Origin of the sequence: Pseudoleptotrichia goodfellowii (assembly GCF_007990505.1) — a bacterium.
Lineage (GTDB): Bacteria > Fusobacteriota > Fusobacteriia > Fusobacteriales > Leptotrichiaceae > Pseudoleptotrichia > Pseudoleptotrichia goodfellowii.
Genome location: NZ_AP019822.1, coordinates 1364835 through 1384635, shown reverse-complemented (window position 1 = coordinate 1384635; position 19801 = coordinate 1364835). Strand labels below are relative to the sequence as shown.

Here is a 19801-nt window from a genome sequence, read left to right as displayed (position 1 = left end):
TAGTATACAAAAAATCATACAGACATAAAAAAGTTACAGTTATAAAATCGGTATGATTATATAAAAAATCGTACGAAAGGAAATGATTTTTATGACTTTGAAAGAAAGAATAAAAAAATTTTTACCGAATATGAAAAAAGGAATTGAGAGATTTCCTATAACTATACTTTTCAGTGTGGTTATTTTCGGTATATTAGTATACATGATTCATCAGGAAGGAGACATTGCAAGCAGTTTAGAAGAAAGACTCAATAAAATTTTGACTTTACTCGGGATAGGACTTCCGATGACTGCAACTTTGGAATTAATAAGGGAAAAATATTTTCCGGATAAAAATAAGTTGTTTTCAAGAGTTGTTGAAGGAACGGTAACTTTAATCTTCCTATATATTATAAAACTACAGTATTTAGGACATGCTTTTATAGAAAGTGACTTTATAAGACTATTCTTTATAGGAGTTATTTTTACTATTCTATTTTTCTTCATTCCTGTAATAGGCAGAAAAAAAGATGCTGAAAAATATATTGAAACTGTTGTAGTAAATATATTTGTAACGAAAGTTTTTTCAGTTGTACTGTATTTAGGGCTGATTGCTATAATAGGAGCAGTAGATGTATTGTTAATAAATATTGATAATAAAGTATACCTTTATACATATATGTTTTCTGTCTTTATATTTGCAATGACTTTCTTTTTGTCAAGACTGAAAGAAGTAAATGAAAATCTTGAAGAATATCAGACGAATATAGTTTTCAAAACTTTACTGAAATTTATAATAATCCCTTTAATATTAGGATATACTTTAGTTCTTTATCTTTATTTGGGAAGAATATTAATACAGATGAAAATGCCTAAAGGGATAGTTTCCCATCTTGTATTGTGGTATACGACTTTCAGTCTGTTCGTTATGATAATGATTACTCCTATGGCAGAAACTGATAAAATTGTAAGTGAATTTAAAAAGAATTTTCCGAAAATATCAATACCCCTTATTTTACTTTCTTTTGTAGCGATATTTCAAAGAATAGGACAGTACGGAATAACCGAAAGCAGATATTATATAGTTGCCGTAGCCGTATGGCTTCTCTTCTGTATGATTTTCTATATTTTCAGGACAAAAGTCACTGTCATTATGATTTCCGCAATAGCAGTTATCTTTGTTACTTTTTATGTTCCGTTTATTGATGCGGAAAGTGTCTCTCTAAGAAGTCAGAATAACAGGCTTGAAAAAATACTGATTAAGAATAGTATTTTAAAAGACGGAAAACTTGTTAAAAAAACAGATTTAGATGAGAAAACAAAAGCCGAAATAGCTGATATCGTATCCTATATCAATAATGTCGATAAAAAAGAAAGCCTGAAAGTTTTCGGGAAAGAATCATACAAAACGGTAGATGAATTTAAAAATATTATAGGAATGGACGATACATGGTATAATTCATATTTGTTGGTTGAAGATCATGAAACAAGAATTTCATATAAACTTCAAAATAGTGAATATATGATAACAAAAACATACGGTTACGAATACCTGATTTCGTCAAATTTTTACGATGGGGATAATTATGAATCTGAAAAATATAAAATAGAACATAAGAACAGAAGCATAAAACTTTCAGATAAAAATAATAAGGAATTATTGAAAATAGATGTTGATAAAATATTTGATGAAATAATGACAAAAAAAGAAGCAGAAGTTAAAAATAATAAAGAGTACTATGTAACAGCTTCACTTCCTGAAAATATAATGGATTACACAGGAGAAAACGAAAATATAAAATATAAGCTGTTAATAAGAAATTTCCTGGTAATAAAAACAAAAGACGGAAAACTCAAATTTGAAGATTATGATATAGACTTTTATTTTTCGGGAAAATAAGTAATGATTGACTAATTCCTTTATATATGATACATTTAGGATATAAATATATTTTTATGGAGGTTTAGAGTATGGGTTTATTTGATTTTTTAAAAGGTAATAATAAAGAAGTTGAAAAAAAAGAATTTGAAGGGAAAATTTACGCACCTATTTCAGGAAAAATCTTACCTTTGGAACAGGTACCCGATGAAGTATTTGCTCAAAAAATGGTTGGGGACGGAGTAGCTATAGAGCCTGATGCTTCGGGAGTAATGTTGGCACCTGTAGACGGAAAAGTTGAGAAAATTTTTGATACAAACCATGCTTTCAGTGTAACTACAACATCGGGAATGGAAGTATTCGTTCATTTCGGTATGGACACTGTAAAGTTGGACGGAAAAGGATTTGAAAGAATAGCTAATGAAGGAGATATTGTAAAAAAAGGAGATCCTTTAATAAAATATGACTATGAATTTTTAAAAGAAAATGCAAAATCTGTTATTACTCCTGTAATAATCTCAAATTATGATGAATTTTCTTCTTTAGAAAAAAAAGACGGAAATGCTGTAGCCGGAGAAACACTGGTTTTGAATGTAATAAAATAAAAATCCTGAATAATTGATAAAATGCTGCCTTGAAAGAAGAAATTTTGAGGCGGCTTTTTTCTGATTTTTAACAGTTATTTATTGAAAAAAAGTTATATATATAGTACAATCTTCTAATAGGAGGAAAGATGAGAATTGCCGATTTTATCAGTAACGAAACAGCAGTAATAATGAAAAAGGAAATAGAAGAATCGGGAGGAAATGAAGTTTTTTTCAGAGGAATACCCGATGAAAACGGATTTGTAGTCGATGTCAAAGTGATAGCAAGAGGAAACGAAAATTCCGTTGCTGCGTTATTGAATATGATGAGAAAAAATGAAGTAATAATACATAATCATCCGTCGGGAGTGCTTATACCTTCCAATGAAGATGTAACGGTCTCAAGCGTGTATGGAGAAAGCGGCGGGGCCTCTTATATAGTAAATAATGATGTAGATGATATATATGTGATTGTTCCTTTAAAAAAGCATAATAAAATAAATATAGACGAATTTTTCGGAGAAAAGGGGAAAATTCATCAAAAAATAAAAAAATTTGAACCTCGTAAAGAACAGTATAAAATGTCCAAATATATTGAACATTGTGTAAATGAAAATAAAAAACTTATTATAGAAGCAGGAACAGGAACAGGAAAGACGATAGCTTATCTGCTACCTACACTTTTATATGCTCTGGAAAATAATCTGAAACTGATTATTTCCACGAATACTATAAATTTACAGGAGCAGCTTATAAATAAAGATATTCCGCTGATAAAAAAGATAATAGAAAAAGATTTTACTTATGAAATAGTTAAAGGACGGGGAAATTATCTTTGTAAAAGAAAACTTAAAAATCTTAACGTAATTGAAAGTGATAAAGATACAGAAGAAGAAAGAAAAGAAAAAAAAATATTGAAAAATATTCTCGAATGGGATGAAATAACGGAAACAGGGGACAGAAGCGAGTTGAAAAATGAAATACCCAACTATATTTGGGAACAGGTAAACTGTGAATCGGATTTATGCACTCAAAGCCATTCGCCTGACTGTTATTTTTATAAAGCAAGAAAAAAAATAGGAAATGCTGATATGCTCATAGTAAATCATCATCTGTTTTTTGCAGATCTGGCAATAAGAAACGAGATAGGATTTTATACCGAGTATTCCATATTGCCCAATTATGATATTGTTGTTTTTGATGAAGCACACAATATAGAAGATACCGCAAGAAACTATTTTACTTATGAAGTATCAAGGCATACCCTCGGAAGACTTGCAGGAAATATACATAACAGAAGGGCTACAGGAGCAAATAATGCGGGAGCTTTGGCAAGGGTTATGGTTTTTCTTAATGAAAGTCTGAAACAGGAAGAGTATGTCAAAGCCGACGAGATGAAAGATGAAGTTATAAAAGCTTTGAATGAGTATTATGATATGGGAAATGTGATTCTGGACAAGATAATATTTCCTTTTGCTCAGGAGCTGACAAGCGGAGAAATAAAAAGAAGAATAGATAAAAATGAAATAAAAAACAGTCAGTTCTGGAGAGAAATAATGGAACTTAAAAAAGAGATGAAAGTAAAATACGGGGATTTTTTAAGAAAAACAGCGAGATTTCTTACTTTTATCGATAATTTCGAGTTGGAAGACGAGAACGGAATAGTATTTGATTTTATGAGATATTTTGAAAGGATGAAACAGTATAACGCAAATTTTGAGTTTATATTACAGGGAGATGACGAAAATTATGTTTACTGGCTTAATATAAACGCTTCGAGAGCAAATATAAAGCTTTATGCGACACCTTTTGACGTAGCGGAATCTCTTGAAGAAAATCTGTTCAACAAAATGAATAGAATGATTTTTACGTCGGCAACATTGGCAGTAGACAATAAATTCAATTATTATAAAAAAAGTATAGGACTCCAAAAAGAGGAGAAAAAAAATATAGAAGAAAAAATTATAAGTTCTCCTTTTGATTATGAAAAACAGATGAAAGTATATATTCCCAATGATACTTTAGATCCTAACGATATTAATTTTTTAGATGATTTGGAATATTTTACGGAAAAAATTATAAAAAAAACAGAGGGACATTGTTTTTTACTGTTTACTTCATACAGTTCCATGAACTATATGTACAACAGACTCAAAAATTATTTTAATAAAAATGAGTACACTTTTATAAAGCAGAATGATTATCCGAGACATGAAATGATAGAAATATTTAAAAACTCTAAAAATCCGGTGCTATTCGGAACAGACAGTTTCTGGGAAGGAGTAGACGTTCAGGGAGAACAGCTGAAATCGGTAATTATAGTAAAACTTCCTTTTAAAGTGCCTAATGATCCTGTGACGGAAGCTATTATAGAAGATATAAGAAAAAAAGGAAAGAATCCCTTTAATGATTATCAGGTACCTCAGGCGGTTATTAAATTTAAACAGGGAGTGGGCAGACTGATAAGAAGTAAAAAAGATACAGGAATTATAACAATTTTAGATAACAGAGTAATAAAGAAATCTTATGGCAAAAAATTTTTAAAATCATTGCCTAAAAATATAATAGAAAAAAGCAAAGATGAAATTCTTGATTTATCGGAATCTGAGTAATTGGAGGTTAAAAATGACGATTAATATATTCGGGCGGGAAATAGTATTTGAAGTAAAAGAAAAAAATCAGAAAGAGGAACAGAAAAAAACATCCGATAAAAAATTTATAAACAGATTTATATGGTCTATGATAGTATTTTTTTGTTTCGGAACGGCTATAGAGCTTTCCAAAATAAAAGCCAATTATATAGTGGGAACGGTGGCTCCTACTGATATTATAGCGTATAAAGACGTTGTTTATAATGTGGATATTATGGATAAGGGCGTAAAAGATAAAATTATGAAAAATACTACACCCGAATACGATAAAATCCCTTCTGTTCCTGAAGAATCTGTAGTCAGAATAAATAATTTTTTCAGAGATATAAAAAACATAGATTTGTCAAATGAACAGAGTATAAGTAATTTTATAAAAGAAAATAAATATAACCTGACGGTAAAAGACATAAAAGCCATCACTGAAAGGGAAAGTGTCGGTTACGTGGTAAATCTGATTACTATAGTCAAAGAAATATATGAAATAGGTGTAGTAAAAGCAAGTGATTTTGAAAAAATAATAGCTGCAAACAATATAAAAATAGATGAATTGGACAAGAAATTTTTGAAAAACTTTATTAAGCCCAATTTAAAGATAAACGAGAAAAAAACTGCCGAAAAAATAGAAGATAATATAGATTCTTTGAGAAATAACGAGATAAAAATTTATAAAGGAGATATAATCGTTAAAAAAGGTGAAATCATTGACAGTGATGATTTTGAAAAGCTTGAGCGTCTTAACCTTGTAAGAGGACAGGATAAAGCTAAAAAGATAGCGGGATTATTTATAACTTTTGTCGTTGTGGGAGCAGTGTTTTATTATATAACTAAAAAATATTGTGAAAAAGTCGTAGAATCAAAAGCTTTTTATCCGTCGTTACTGACAGTGATAATGATAAATCTTTCTTATGTATTATTTGCAAATGATGAGTTTTTCATATATTTGCTGCCGTTTGCTACGATTCCCATAATACTGACGGTACTCGGAGATAAAGTTTTTGCACTGACGTTTACGTTTTTCAATATGATAATTCTTTCAAGAGATGAAACGTGGTTCCTTGTAATTATAGCTGTTACTCTTGTTGCAGTATATCGAGCCGACAAACTTACAAACAGAAGCGATATAGTAAAACTGGGAATATTTACGGGGATATTTCAGGGAATAATGTCTCTAAGTTACGGGCTTGTAAATCAGCTTGAATTTCCTATGCAGATAGTAATGATTATATTTTCAGTATTATCGGGGATTTTGACAGGAATGATTTCTTTGGGAATATTGCCTTATCTGGAAAATTCCTTTGATATACTGACTGATATAAAACTTCTGGAATTAAGTGATTTTTCACATACTTTGTTAAAACAGCTTTTAGTTACGGCACCGGGAACTTTTCATCACAGTATAATGGTAGGAGCCTTAGCCGAAGCGGGAGCTGAAGCTATAGGAGCCAATGCCACGTTTACAAGGGTAGCTTCCTATTACCATGACATAGGTAAAATGAAAAGACCGATGTTCTTTGTGGAAAATCAAAGAGGAGGGAAAAATCCTCATAATACTATAAGACCGTCATTAAGTGCGTTGATAATAACATCACATACAAAAGACGGATATATAATAGGAAAGCAGAATAAACTGCCGAAAGAAATTCTTGATATAATATTGGAGCATCACGGAACTACGCTGGTTCAGTTTTTCTACTACAAAGCACTTGAAAACGGCGAAGAAGTACTGGAATCTGACTTCAGATACAGCGGACCTAAACCGAGAACAAAAGAATCAAGCATAATATTACTTGCAGACACTATTGAAGCGGCAGTAAGGGCATCAGAGGATAAAAGTAGAGAAGGTATAGAAAATCTGATAAGATACCTTATAAGATACAAAATCGATGATAATCAGCTGAATAATTCGGATCTGACTTTGGGAGAAATCGAAAAAGTAATACAGGCATTTTTAAATGTATTGCAGGGTGCTTATCATGAAAGAATCAAATATCCGAAACTGGATGAAAAATCCGAAAGGAGAGAAAAATAATGTTGGAATGTGATATAACTTATGAAATAAATGAGATTGAAGAATTTCTGGACGAAAAGAAAATCGAAAATTTTATAAAATTTATTCTTGAAAATGAATTTAAAGAAGAATACAGTGAAAATGACTATTATTTATCATTACTTATAGCTGATAATAAAATAATAAGAAAAATCAATAAAGAGTATAGAGATAAAGACTCTGAAACTGATGTTATCTCTTTTGCTTACAACGAAACCGAAAATATCGGAGGAATGAATGTTTTAGGAGATATTATAATATCCCTGGAGAGAGTAAAAAGTCAGGCTCAAGATTACGGGCATTCTGAAGAAAGGGAGTTTTACTATGTTCTGTGTCACGGTATGCTCCATTTGCTAGGGTATGACCATATAGAAGAAGAAGATAAAAAAGTTATGAGAGAAAAGGAAGAAAAAATATTGAAAGAATTTAATTATACGAGAGATTAAATTTTGAATTCGTAAAAATAATCCGAAAAAATGAGGTGTTTTATGGATAAAAACAATGCGGAAAAAAAAGAGAAAAAGAAAAGAAAATCTTTCTTTTTCAGAAAATATGAAAATTATAATTGGGATATAAAAAGCGAAAGAGAAAGAGACAGAAGAATTGTAGACAGTTTTAATTTTGCGATAGAAGGGCTGACTGAAGCTATAAGAAATGAAAAACATATGAAAGTCCATATATTATTAGCTATAATTGTAGTTATTCTGGCTATATTGACAAATGCTGCAAAAACTGAAATACTTATAATTTCGGTATCTGTTTCTTTTGTTATGATTACAGAGCTCATAAATACATCGGTAGAAGCACTTGTGGATTTGATATCGCCGAAAAGACATCCTCTGGCAAAACTTGCCAAAGACGTAGCAGCAGGAGCGGTCCTGATTGCAGCGATAAATGCACTTTGTGTCGGTTATCTCATATTTTACGACAAACTTTTAAATATACTGGATACTAAAAATCAGCTTCATGTTATTGCAGGAAGAAAAGGAAATATAGCAATATTGATACTTGTGTTAATTGCTATTATTGTAATTATTATAAAATCTTTCTATAAAAAAGGGACACCTCTTGAAGGTGGAATGCCGAGCGGGCACAGTGCCATAGCATTTGCGACATTCGGGATACTGCTTTTTATGACTAGTGATGTAAGAGTGTTGGCACTGGTGTTTTTAATGGCACTTTTAGTAGCACAGAGCAGAGTAAAAGCAGGGATTCACAGTTTCAGAGAAGTTTTTGCAGGAGGAGCCTTGGGATTTGCAGTGGCATTTATTATAATGTTTGTAATGATACATTTCGGGATATTGTATAATTGATAAAAAGTAGTGTTATTAATATCAAAGAGGTGAGAAAGTGAAAAAAATATTACAAAAATTAGAGAAAAATTTATTGTTGGAATATTGGAGAACATCAGAGGGAAAATTTTCTGTCGGAAATTTTATCGGAATAAATGATAAATTTGCTGTTTTTATTTCAGTCAGTCCTCACGGAAAAGAAGAAGGATACAATTTTATAGAATTGACTGAATTAAAAAGAATAGCGAAAAATTCGGAATATCTGAAAATAATAGAAGAAAAAATAAAGTCAAGAAACTCAGGGGATAGAAAGACTATTATTTTGAAAAAGGAAAATTTTTTTAAAGATTTATTCAAATATTTCATAAAAAATAAAATTTCGATCAGAGTAATTTCTAAAGAGGATTATATAAATAACGGATATTTGAAACAAATTTCGGAAAACTTTTTTCATTTTCAGTGGATTAGCGAATATGATGACAATTTTGAAGAAATTGTGAAAAAAGAACAGATAGAAAATATAGAAATAGGTAAAAATGTTATTAATGATATTATTGTTGAAGATACGGAAATTCAAAAAAATAAAATTATTGTATCTGGTGAAAATCAGGAAGCGAACATAGTTTTTCAGGATAAAAATTATATTTTGATTTGTGAGAATGATTTATTTTGGGGTAAAGATGAAAATTTTAAAATTTTGAAAGCCGGAGATGTTTGGGAAATTAATGAAAAGTTATATCCGATAGAAACAGAAGATATCTGCCTGAGAGATATTTTTTCCGATATTGCGAATATAAAAATAAGTGAAATTTTAAAAAAATGTTTTGAAAAGAAAATATTTATACATCTCGAATACGAGCAATCCTATTATGAAAAATACGGAATAATAGAAAACTTTTTTGAAGATAGAATAATATTTAAAGAAATAGATAAAAGTATGGGAATTTTTGCTACAAAATCGGAAGTTATGATAAAAGATATTACTTTTCTGTATTTGAGAAATTTTATTTGGAAGGATTGATTTTAGGAAAGCGAGAAAAAGACTTCCTGGAAAATCATATAAAAATTATTTAATATATTTAAAAAATATAAATAAATTAAAAAGCAAAGATTTTAAAAATAATCTTTGACTACAAGAGGAGGAGATACAATGTCAATATTAGTTTTTGGACACAAAAATCCGGATACGGATACAATCTGCTCAGCGATAGCTTATGCAGAGCTGAAAGGAAAAACGGGAAAAGAAGTAAAACCTGCAAGATTGGGGGAAGTAAACGAGGAAACGAAGTTTGTATTGGATTATTTTAAAATTCAAAAACCTGAGTTAATAGAAACTGTTGCAGGAAAAGAAATTATGCTTGTGGATCACAACGAAAGAACTCAAACAGCTGACGGATTTGAAGAAGCGAAAGTACTGGAGCTTGTAGATCATCACAGAATATCCAACTTTAACGTGGATGAACCTTTATACGTAAGAATGGAGCCTGTGGGATGTACTGCTACAATCATACTGAAATTATTTAAAGAGAAAAATCTGCTTCCATCAAAAGAAACAGCGGGATTAATGCTGAGTGCTATTATTTCAGATACATTGCTGTTTAAATCGCCTACATGCACTGAATGTGATGTAAAAGCAGGAAAAGAACTTGCCGAAATAGCAGGGGTAAATTTGGAAGAATACGGGCTTGAAATGCTTAAAGCGGGAACTGCTTTGGGAGGAAAATCTGAGTCCGAATTGCTTAATATGGATATGAAAATATTTGAAATTGACGGGAAAAGAATAGGTGTAGGACAGGTAAACACTGTAAACGAAGAAGAAATACTTGAAAGAAAAGAAAAACTGATTTCTGAAATGAATGCTCTTAATTCAAAAGAAAATCTGGATTTCTTCTTATTCGTAATCACTAATATACTGTCCAACGATTCTGTAGGAATAGTTGCAGGAAACGGCAATGAAATTATAGAAAAAGCTTTTAACGGAAAAGTGGAGAATAATACTGTTCTATTAAAAGGTGTAGTTTCAAGAAAAAAACAGGTTATACCGCCTTTGACAAAAGCAATACAGGGAAATTAAGAGTCATTCGATATTTTTAAATTATATTGAGCTTCTTTACTATAAAAAAGGAGTGAGATTTTAATGAATGAAAATACTGAAAATGAAATAATAAAATGTGAAAAGCTGAATTATTGGTATCAGACATATGAAAAAAGTTCCGGAATAAAAGGAACGTTGCAGGATCTGTGGAAAAGAAAACACAAAAAAGCCCCTGCTGTAATTGATGTGGATATATCAATAAATAAAGGAGAAATAGTCGGATTACTGGGTCCTAACGGAGCCGGTAAAACGACTTTAATAAAATTGTTGACGGGAATTTTGGAATTGAAATCGGGAGAAATAAAATGTCTGAATAAAAATCCTTATAAAAAAGAAAAAGAGTATCTTAAAAACATAGGTGTCGTTATGGGGCAGAAAAGTCAGCTTATTTGGGATTTGCCTTCTATGGAAACTTTGAAAATGCTCAAGGAAATTTACGAAATAGAAAAAAGAGAATTTGAAGAAAGACTGGAAAAATTACTGAAATTACTTAATTTGAAAGAGAAAATCAATATTCCGGTGAGAAAGCTTTCTCTCGGTGAAAGAATAAAGTTTGAACTTATCTGTTCTTTGATTCATAAGCCGGAAATTCTGTTTCTGGATGAGCCGACTATAGGTCTTGACATAACAAGCCAATACGCAGTTTATGATTTTCTGAAAGAAGTCAATAAAACTGAAAATACAACGATAATTCTTACAAGCCACTATATGAAAGATATAGAAAAATTATGTGAAAGAGTGATTATCATATTAAAGGGAGAAAAACATTTTGACTTGACAATCGATGAGTTAAAGCAGAAATTTATAACTAAAAAAACATATATTGTAGAAAGTAAAAATGAAAAACTTCCTTTTGAAGAAAAAGATATTGTTGTAAAAAAATTTGATAACAATACATTTGAAATTTATCGTGAAGACGGCGATATTAAAATCGACGAATTGAATTTAAAGGATATAGTTTCTATAAAGGAAAATACTCCGGAACTGGAAGATATTATTTTTGAACTGTTTACCGACTCTGCTCTTGATGAGAGTAATAAGTCCTAATGAAAGGGAGGAATTATGGCAATAAAAAAATATGTAATAATCGCTTTAAATGAAATTACGATAAAGTTACAATATAAATTCAACAGTTTTGTAGGAATATTTTTAAGGTTTGCACAGTTATCTATGCTCTATTATATATGGAACGGAATATATAATTCGACAAAAACAGGCAAAATAGGAAATTATACAAAAAAAGAAATGCTTATATACATTGTTCTCATAAATCTTACAGTGGCTCTATTTTCATCGTCATATATGATGGAATTGGGCAAAATGATACATAACGGGAAATTGACGACTTTACTTTTAAGACCGATTAATTTGTTGGGGGAAAGTTTTGCAAAATATACAGGAAGAAAGCTATTTCTTATAATTATTTATTTGTCGGCCCTTATTTTCAGCAGATTTACAGGTTTTTTCAAAAGTCCTGTTTATTTTCTCGGCATGCTCATATTTATAATTTTAAGTTATATAATGTTCTTTTATATGATTTCTTTTATGTCCACAGTAGGTTTCTGGCTTATTGAGGTTTGGCCTTTGAGTGCCGTTGTTAACGGAATTTATCTGCTTTTATCGGGGATTTATTTTCCTTTGGATTTGTTGTCGGAAAATTTTTATAATATAATAAAATACAACCCTTTTGCAATAGTCGGATATGCTTCTATTCACGGATTGCAGGAAATGTTTACCGAAAAGGAAGTATTTTTCTATATAATTGTGATAATCATATGGATTTTTGTATTCAGAGCGGCATACCGTTATGCTTTCACAAAAGGTCTCAGAAAATACGAAGGAATGGGGGCGTAAAAGAATGAATATGAAAGTTTATAAAATAATGATAAGTAACAGTATTCAGCAAATGCTTATTTACAGAACAACTTCTTTGCTTATAGTTGTATTCGGGTTGATATTTTATCTGTTTGAGCTTTTTTCAGGATTTGTATATTTTAAATATACAGATAATATAATGGGTTGGACGAAATGGGATTATTTTAGCCTGATTACGACAGCAACAATCATAATGTACGGTTATAATTTTTTCTTTGTATGGGGAGATTCTACATTAGATGAAGAAATTTTGGAAGGTAAACTGGATTATATATTTTTACGTCCGATAAATTCATTCTGGTATTATTCTCTTTACAGGATAGATTTTCCAAGCCTTATAAATATTCTTGCAGGGATAGGAGTACAAAGTTATATAATATACAAAGAAAAAGTTGGCGGACTGCAGATACTTATGTATATTGTATCTGTAATAATGGGAGTATGGTTCATATTTTTGTTTAATCATCTTACTGTAACAGTAGCTTTTTGGAAAGAAAGAGCAAATGAACTGACATGGGTGCCGGAAATATTAACTGATTTTTCTTCAAGGCCTGCTTCTATTTATCCCAAAATAATAAGATTTCTAATGATATGGATAATCCCGATATTGACTTCGATAAATCTGCCTGTGGATATATTAAGAGGAAAAGTAAATATAATGAGTATGCTTTGGTATATACTTTTTCTGATTGTTTTTACAACAGCTGTTTATAAAATGTGGTATGCAGGGATAAAAAAATATCAGTCAAGTAATTAAATTAAAATTTTATAAAATTGAAAAAATTATTTATATATGATATAATTTTTAAAATAAGTGTTTAAAGGAAAAGGTATGGCAATAATAAAGTTTAAGAAACGGGAAGAACCTGAAATTTTATTCGGTATAAAGTTACCTTCAATAGCTGTTGATTTATCCAAAGAAATCAAAAATAAAAAGAAGGTCTATGAAATAATAAGAAATACACTTAATATAGCTGACGGAAGACTTATTAACATTGTGGATGTCCGTGATGCTTATGATAATCCTGCATCGGTGCTTGTAATTTATGATAATTTCGTAACCGAAAGAGAAATACTGAAAATGGATTTGGAAATAGAAATTTTTGATTTTAATATTTTTGAGTTTGATTATAATAATAAAATAAATATTGAAGACGTAATTAAAAGAATTAAAAACTAAATTTTTAAAGAAAGGTTTGATAAAATGAAAAGAATATTACTACTCGGAATTTTAATGATGATGTTTTTTAATTTAGGTAATGCCAAAACAGTAAAGATAAAAAAGACAAGAGAAGAAAGAAAACTCGAAAGACAGGAAAAGAAAGAAGACAGTAAATTTAAAAAACAGATGAAAAAATTTGAATTGGAAGCAGTTATTAAAACTAATAAAGGAAATATTTCGTTGTTTCTTTATCCTGAAGCTGCTCCTCAAAATGTAGCAAATTTTGTATTTTTAGCTAAAAACAATTTTTATAATGGGCTTTCCTTTCACAGAATTATAGGAAATGTTTTAGTTCAGTCGGGAGATCCTAAAGGTGACGGGACAGGGAATACAGGTTACCTTGTCAATGATGAAATAGTCGACTGGTTGACATTTGACAGTGCAGGAAAAGTAGGAATGGCAAATACAGGACCGAATACAAACAGCAGCCAGTTCTTTATTACGGTATCTCCTGTGAGTCAGCTGAACGGTAAATACACAATAATCGGTGAAATAAAATCAAGAGAAGATATGAGTGTATTAAGACTTATAAGACCTGAAGATAAAATAGTGGATATAGAAATAAAAGGAAGAAAAGTAGATGACTTTTTAACTTACTTTTCAACAGAAGTTGCACAATGGGAAGAGATATTGAAACAGAGTAGGTAATAAAAATATGAGGTAATTCAAAAGCCTCATATTTTTTCTTTTTCATAAAGATCGATATATTTATTAAAAGAATCTTCTATAGTTAAAATTTCCTGCCAATTTTTCGGGAAATTCATCATATTAAGAATTTTTATAAATCTTTTTTCTCCTATATTTGAATATAAAAGAGCTAACGGAGAAACAATTAAATCTTTGAATAAAAGAGAATATTCAAAATTTGTCATAAAACTGACTAATATTAGAATTAAGTCAAATAAACTGTATTTGAATTCTAAATTATGCAAATTGTGAAGAATTGTACTTTTAATTTTAATTCCTCTTGTATGGCGATGTTCGTAAAGCCTTTCATTATGGGCACATACATTTCTGAAACTGTTAATAAAAAATTGACCCGATATCGTCCTGCAATATCGGGTTAGCATGAAGCCCTCAGGCAATCAATCATGCATTCCACTATGAAATAATTATATCAAAGATTATAAATAATATCAAGAAAATATTTTAAAATCAGCTTATAAAACTGAAATTTAATTATTATATTTCTCCAAAACTATATTTACATTTTTTTCTTTTCCGTCGGAATAAACTTTTAAATTAACTGTATCGCCTATCTTTTTAGCAGCCAATTCTCCTATAAAAGAACTTGCAGATGAGATTCTTCTGTTATTAAGTTCCAGAATTACATCTTTATCACGAATACCGTATTTTGCCGCAGGCGAATTAGGAAATACTTTATTTACGTAAACACCGTAAGAATATGGCGGTTTTTGCTGATTAGCCGGGATAGACGATAAGTCGGCTATGGATATTCCCAAATAAGGACGTTCAAATTTTCCTGTTTTTATAATAGAGTCTTTAACATTTTGAGCCAAATTTGACGGGATAGCAAAACTGATCCCTATACTTCCACCCGTTGTAGAGAAAATAGCAGTATTAACTCCGATAACATTTCCGTTAATGTCCAAAAGAGGACCTCCGCTGTTCCCTTGATTTATAGCAGCATCAGTTTGAATAAAGTTTTCCACCTGTTCAATTCCGAGAGAACTTCTTCCTAAAGCCCCGATTACACCCACGGTCATTGAACTGTTAAGTCCGAGAGGATTTCCGAAAGCTATTGCCCAATGTCCTATTTTAATATTGTCGGAATTTTCAAATTTTAGCGGAACAAATTTTTTGTTTGAATTGATTTTCAATATTGCAATATCTATTTCAGGTGAGCCGCCTATAAATTTTGCCGAATACTCATTTCCGTCAGAAAGTTTTACAAATATCTCGTTTGCTCCGTCAATAACGTGATTATTGGTCATTACATATCCGTCATTTGAAACTATAAATCCCGAACCCAAACTTCCTGATTCTTTCTTGATTTGTCTACGTCCTGACGTACCGAATAAAAGCTCTTCCAAAGGATTATAAGTATTTACTATAATAGTTTTTTTCGTTCTTATATTTACTACAGAGTCTTTTGTTCTCTCATAAACATTTGAAAAGGCATCCTGTATTCTGTACACATCTCCTGATGTTGTACTTTTTGTTGTAACTTCGACATTCGGTTTAGGATTTGCGGTTTCAGCATGAATGCCGAGAGCAGTCAACAAAAATGTCAAAGCCAAAGTTTTTCTCAATTTCATAAGTATTATCTCCTTGTCATAATTAATTTAAAATGAATTATATTCCTTCTTAATTAGAAAATATATAGAATTTTAACAAATTATTCCTTTGTGTTGTGAAAAAAAATAAAAAAAAATGACAAAAAATGAAAAAAATGATTGACTTTGAAAAAAATAAAGTATATTATATGGGTACAAAAATAAAAATGACAGGAAGAGAAAATATGCTGGAAATAGATAGATTTGAGAAGATAATGCAGGAATTGAATAAAAAAGGCAGACTTTCTTATAGGGAACTGGACGATATTATGGAAGTTTCCTCATCAACTGTGAGAAGAGATATAGAAAAAATGTATTCAAAGGGACTTCTTTTAAAAATAAAAGGAGGTATCTGCCAACAAAAAAAGTTGAGTTTTGATGTTGAAGTGAAAGACAGATTCAGAGAAAATGTCGAGGCTAAAAAAGAAATTGCCGAAAGAATCTCGAAAACTTTAAAAGATAAAGATTTTATTTTTCTTGATGCAGGAACGACAGCTTTTTATCTCATTGAAAAATTAAGAGGTAAAAATATTACGGTTGTAACAAACGGAACTATGCACATAGAAGAATTGCTTAAATACAAAATAAAAACAATCATACTTGGCGGAGAAATAAAAGAATCAACAAAAGCCGTAATAGGATTGGAAGCTATTCTGTCGCTTGAAAAATACAGATTTGATAAATGTTTTTTAGGCGTGAACGGTATAAATCTTGAAAACGGATTTACCACTCCTGAAATAAATGAGGCAATGATAAAAAAGAAAGTGTTGGAATTATCCGAAGAAAAATATATTTTAGCGGATAAAGAAAAGTTTGACAAAATGTCCAATGTGAAATTTGCCGAACTGGAAGAATGTAAAATAGTGACAACTAAACAGGCTATTAAAGAAAATAATAGATATAAAAAATATTTTTATTAATATTCAGATTTTGAAGAGAAAATCGATTGATAATTTCTGAAAATATTAGAAATATTAATAAATGAAGAGGAGGTCAAAATGATTTATACATTAACTTTGAATCCGGCTCTAGATTACGACATGTATATCAAGGAAGATTTGAAAACGGAACATCTTAATCTTGCTGATAAAGTTAATTACAGAGCAGGAGGAAAAGGAATAAATGTATCTAAAGTTCTTAAAAATCTTGATGTGGAATCTGTTGCAATCGGTTATACAGCCGGATTTACAGGAAATTTTATAATCGAAGATTTGAAAAAAGACGGGATAAAATCCGAATTTGTAGAACTGGACGGGAATACAAGAATTAATGTCAAAGTAAACGGTAATGACAAAGAAACCGAGATAACAGGAGTTTCTCCGGTTATTTCCGAAGAAAAGTTAAAATTGCTGATGGAAAAAGTTTCTCATTTAAAAGACGGAGATATACTTGTTTTATCAGGAAGTATACCCGAAAGTGTAAGTAAAACAGTATATAAGGAACTTTCTGAAAAAATAAAGACAGATGTGGAAATTGTACTTGATACAAGAGGTAATTTATTACAGAATAATATACATAATAACTTTTTCATTAAACCTAATATTCATGAATTAAGAGATATGTTTGATGAAAAATTGGAAACAAAACAGGAAATTGTAAAAAAATGTTCGTTTTTCTTGGAAAGAGGAGTAAAAAATGTAATTATTTCACGTGGCGGTGATGGGGCATTGCTAGTAAATAAGGACTTTGTATTGGAGGCATCAGTTCCGAAAGGAGAACTGATAAATTCCATAGGGGCAGGAGATTCAATGGTGGCAGGATTTATAGCAGGATATGTAAAAGGAATGTCGACAGAAGATTCTTTCAGACTTGCAGTTGCGGCAGGAAGTGCTACTGCATATTCGTATGGACTCGCTGAAAAAGATTTTGTCAATAAATTATATGAAGAAATAAATATTGTTAAGGAAGGTGTATAAACTTATGAAAATATCGGATTTACTGATAAAGGAAAGAATCAATCTGGATTTGAAATCTGAGGATAAAGAAAGTGTTATAAGAGAAATAGCAAAATTACATGACAATACAGGAGTTTTGACTGATTATGAAGGATATGTGGGAGCGTTGAATGCAAGAGAAGCACAAAGTTCTACTGCACTGGAAGAAGGAATCGCAATACCTCACGCAAAAACGGAGTATGTAAAAGAACCTGCTCTTGCCATGGGAAGAAGCAGCAAAGGAATAGATTATGATTCAATAGATGGAGAAAAATCCACATTGTTTTTTATGATAGCGGCACCTGCAGGGGCAAATAATACTCATATTGAAACATTGGCAAGATTGACACAGTTGTTACTTGATGACGAGTTTAAAACAAGTCTTGATAATGCCAAAACACCTGAAGAAGTTCTGGATATTATAAATGCAAAAGAAGCTGAAAAATTGGCAGCGGAAAATGCTGAAAAAGAAGCAGCAAATGCTCCAATCGGAAATGACGAAACTTATATAATAGCTGCAACAGCTTGTCCTACAGGAATTGCACATACTTATATGGCTGAAGAGGCTTTGAAAAAAGCGGCAACTGAAATGGGAATTAAAATAAAAGTCGAAACAAACGGAACAGACGGAAGAAAAAATGAATTGACGGCTGAAGATATTAAAGCAGCTAAAGGGGTAATTCTGGCAATAGATAGAAATATCGAAATGGCAAGATTTGACGGAAAACAGTTAATAAAAGTAGGGGCAAAAGAAGGTATCAATAATGCAAAAGGATTAATCCAAAAAGTATTGGACGGGAATTTGCCTAAATATGCAGCTTCGGCTTCGGAAGAAGGAAGTGCTTCAAAATCAAATGAAAAATCAGGATTGTATAAACATTTGATGAGCGGAGTTTCATATATGTTGCCTCTTGTAATAAGCGGAGGAATACTGATAGCATTGGCATTCTTAGTGGATACATTAATGGGGAATACCGATGCGGGGAAAGACTTCGGATCGAAAGCGGCATTGGCTAAAATGCTTATGACTATAGGAGGTCAGGCATTCGGATTATTCGTGCCTATTTTGGGAGGATATATAGCGTACAGTATGGGAGATAGGGCAGCACTAACCGCAGGACTTGTTGCAGGTGCGTTGGCTACATCTTTAGGATCAGGATTTTTAGGTGCAATAGTTGGTGGATTATTTGCCGGTGCAGTTGTTAAATTCTTGATAAAATCACTAAGCGGATTGCCTAAATCATTGAACGGTTTGAAAATGATTCTGTTTTATCCTGTGTTATCAGTATTAATTGTAGGATTAGCAATGATAATAGTAATAAATCCTATTGTTTCAATAGTCAATACAGCGTTGACAAACTATTTGAACTCAATGAACGGCTCAAGTGCCGTGCTGTTAGGACTAATACTTGGAGGAATGATGGCTGTAGATATGGGAGGTCCTGTAAATAAAGCTGCTTATGTATTCGGTACAGGAACATTAGCTGCTACTATGACAACAGGCGGAAGCGGAGTAATGGCTGCGGTTATGGCAGGAGGAATGGTGCCTCCGTTAGCGATAGCGTTAGCATCGACATTATTCAAAAATAAATTTACAGAAGAAGAAAGAGAAGCGGGACTTACAAACTATGTAATGGGATTATCGTTTATTACAGAAGGAGCTATTCCATACGCAGCTGCAGATCCTACAAGAGTTATTCCTGCAAATCTAGTAGGTGCTGCAATATCAGGAGCATTGACAATGTTGTTCGGTATAAAAATAAGAGCTCCTCATGGGGGAGTGCTTGTAATGGCATTAAGTAATAATTTTATTATGTATTTTGTAGCAATAGCTGTAGGAAGTATTATATCGGCAGTGTTATTAGGTCTATTAAAAAAAGACATAAAAAAAGCATAGATAATATATTATTTAGAAAAAGTTGTTAATATAGAAATCCTTGTAATAT

General features: G+C 31.0%; 17 protein-coding genes. 16 read left to right on the top strand and 1 reads right to left on the bottom strand.

Annotated elements, in window-relative coordinates:
- Positions 1-91: 91 nt before the first annotated feature.
- The 13 genes from FVE72_RS06795 (at position 92) to FVE72_RS06735 (ending at position 14272) form a co-directional block, all read left to right on the top strand.
- On the top strand, positions 92-1879 hold the full coding sequence (locus tag FVE72_RS06795; RefSeq protein ID WP_026737762.1) for a DUF4153 domain-containing protein: 1788 nt from the start codon (positions 92-94) through the stop codon (positions 1877-1879).
- 71 nt (positions 1880-1950) lie between these two features.
- Positions 1951-2463 carry a PTS glucose transporter subunit IIA gene (gene crr, locus FVE72_RS06790; protein ID WP_146966491.1) on the top strand — a complete coding sequence of 171 codons (513 nt, stop codon included), beginning with the start codon at positions 1951-1953 and terminating at the stop codon, positions 2461-2463.
- A 128-nt stretch (positions 2464-2591) separates the two neighbouring features.
- Positions 2592-5054 (top strand): helicase C-terminal domain-containing protein, encoded by a 2463-nt coding sequence (locus tag FVE72_RS06785; protein WP_146966489.1) that lies wholly within the window; start codon positions 2592-2594, stop codon positions 5052-5054.
- 13 nt (positions 5055-5067) lie between these two features.
- Complete coding sequence (locus tag FVE72_RS06780) at positions 5068-7122, top strand: HD family phosphohydrolase (protein WP_026737761.1); 2055 nt, start codon at positions 5068-5070, stop codon at positions 7120-7122.
- The gene (gene ybeY / locus FVE72_RS06775) at positions 7122-7586 is read left to right on the top strand and encodes an rRNA maturation RNase YbeY (protein WP_026737760.1); all 465 of its coding nucleotides are present in this window, start codon (positions 7122-7124) and stop codon (positions 7584-7586) included. Before FVE72_RS06780 ends, ybeY begins: the two co-directional genes overlap by 1 nt.
- 42 nt (positions 7587-7628) lie before the next feature.
- Positions 7629-8453, top strand: a complete 825-nt coding sequence (locus tag FVE72_RS06770; RefSeq protein ID WP_026737759.1) for a diacylglycerol kinase — start codon at positions 7629-7631, stop codon at positions 8451-8453.
- A 37-nt stretch (positions 8454-8490) separates the two neighbouring features.
- Positions 8491-9453 (top strand): hypothetical protein, encoded by a 963-nt coding sequence (locus tag FVE72_RS06765; protein ID WP_026737758.1) that lies wholly within the window; start codon positions 8491-8493, stop codon positions 9451-9453.
- A gap of 129 nt (positions 9454-9582) precedes the next feature.
- Complete coding sequence (locus FVE72_RS06760; protein WP_026737757.1) at positions 9583-10506, top strand: manganese-dependent inorganic pyrophosphatase; 924 nt, start codon at positions 9583-9585, stop codon at positions 10504-10506.
- Between the two features lie 63 nt (positions 10507-10569).
- The gene (locus FVE72_RS06755) at positions 10570-11574 is read left to right on the top strand and encodes an ABC transporter ATP-binding protein (RefSeq protein WP_081724190.1); all 1005 of its coding nucleotides are present in this window, start codon (positions 10570-10572) and stop codon (positions 11572-11574) included.
- A gap of 15 nt (positions 11575-11589) precedes the next feature.
- A complete protein-coding gene (locus FVE72_RS06750) occupies positions 11590-12381 on the top strand; it encodes an ABC-2 family transporter protein (protein WP_026737755.1) in 792 nt (263 codons plus the stop codon).
- 4 nt (positions 12382-12385) lie between these two features.
- The gene (locus tag FVE72_RS06745) at positions 12386-13159 is read left to right on the top strand and encodes an ABC transporter permease (protein WP_026737754.1); all 774 of its coding nucleotides are present in this window, start codon (positions 12386-12388) and stop codon (positions 13157-13159) included.
- 75 nt (positions 13160-13234) lie between these two features.
- Positions 13235-13582 carry a hypothetical protein gene (locus FVE72_RS06740; protein WP_026737753.1) on the top strand — a complete coding sequence of 116 codons (348 nt, stop codon included), beginning with the start codon at positions 13235-13237 and terminating at the stop codon, positions 13580-13582.
- Between the two features lie 24 nt (positions 13583-13606).
- Positions 13607-14272: a peptidylprolyl isomerase gene (locus FVE72_RS06735; RefSeq protein WP_026737752.1), complete on the top strand. Its 666-nt coding sequence runs from the start codon at positions 13607-13609 to the stop codon at positions 14270-14272.
- Positions 14273-14799: 527 nt separating this feature from the next.
- On the opposite strand, the gene FVE72_RS06725 is transcribed toward FVE72_RS06735, so the two are convergent.
- Positions 14800-15903, bottom strand: a complete 1104-nt coding sequence (locus FVE72_RS06725; RefSeq protein ID WP_006806712.1) for a S1C family serine protease — start codon at positions 15901-15903, stop codon at positions 14800-14802.
- A gap of 125 nt (positions 15904-16028) precedes the next feature.
- Between FVE72_RS06725 and FVE72_RS06720 the strand changes: the two genes are divergently transcribed.
- The 3 genes from FVE72_RS06720 (at position 16029) to FVE72_RS06710 (ending at position 19752) form a co-directional block, all read left to right on the top strand.
- Positions 16029-16841: a DeoR/GlpR family DNA-binding transcription regulator gene (locus FVE72_RS06720; RefSeq protein ID WP_026737750.1), complete on the top strand. Its 813-nt coding sequence runs from the start codon at positions 16029-16031 to the stop codon at positions 16839-16841.
- 78 nt (positions 16842-16919) lie between these two features.
- Positions 16920-17837: a 1-phosphofructokinase gene (gene pfkB, locus FVE72_RS06715; protein WP_006806718.1), complete on the top strand. Its 918-nt coding sequence runs from the start codon at positions 16920-16922 to the stop codon at positions 17835-17837.
- A gap of 4 nt (positions 17838-17841) precedes the next feature.
- Positions 17842-19752, top strand: a complete 1911-nt coding sequence (locus tag FVE72_RS06710) for a PTS fructose transporter subunit IIABC (protein WP_026737749.1) — start codon at positions 17842-17844, stop codon at positions 19750-19752.
- The last annotated feature ends 49 nt before the right edge of the window (positions 19753-19801 follow it).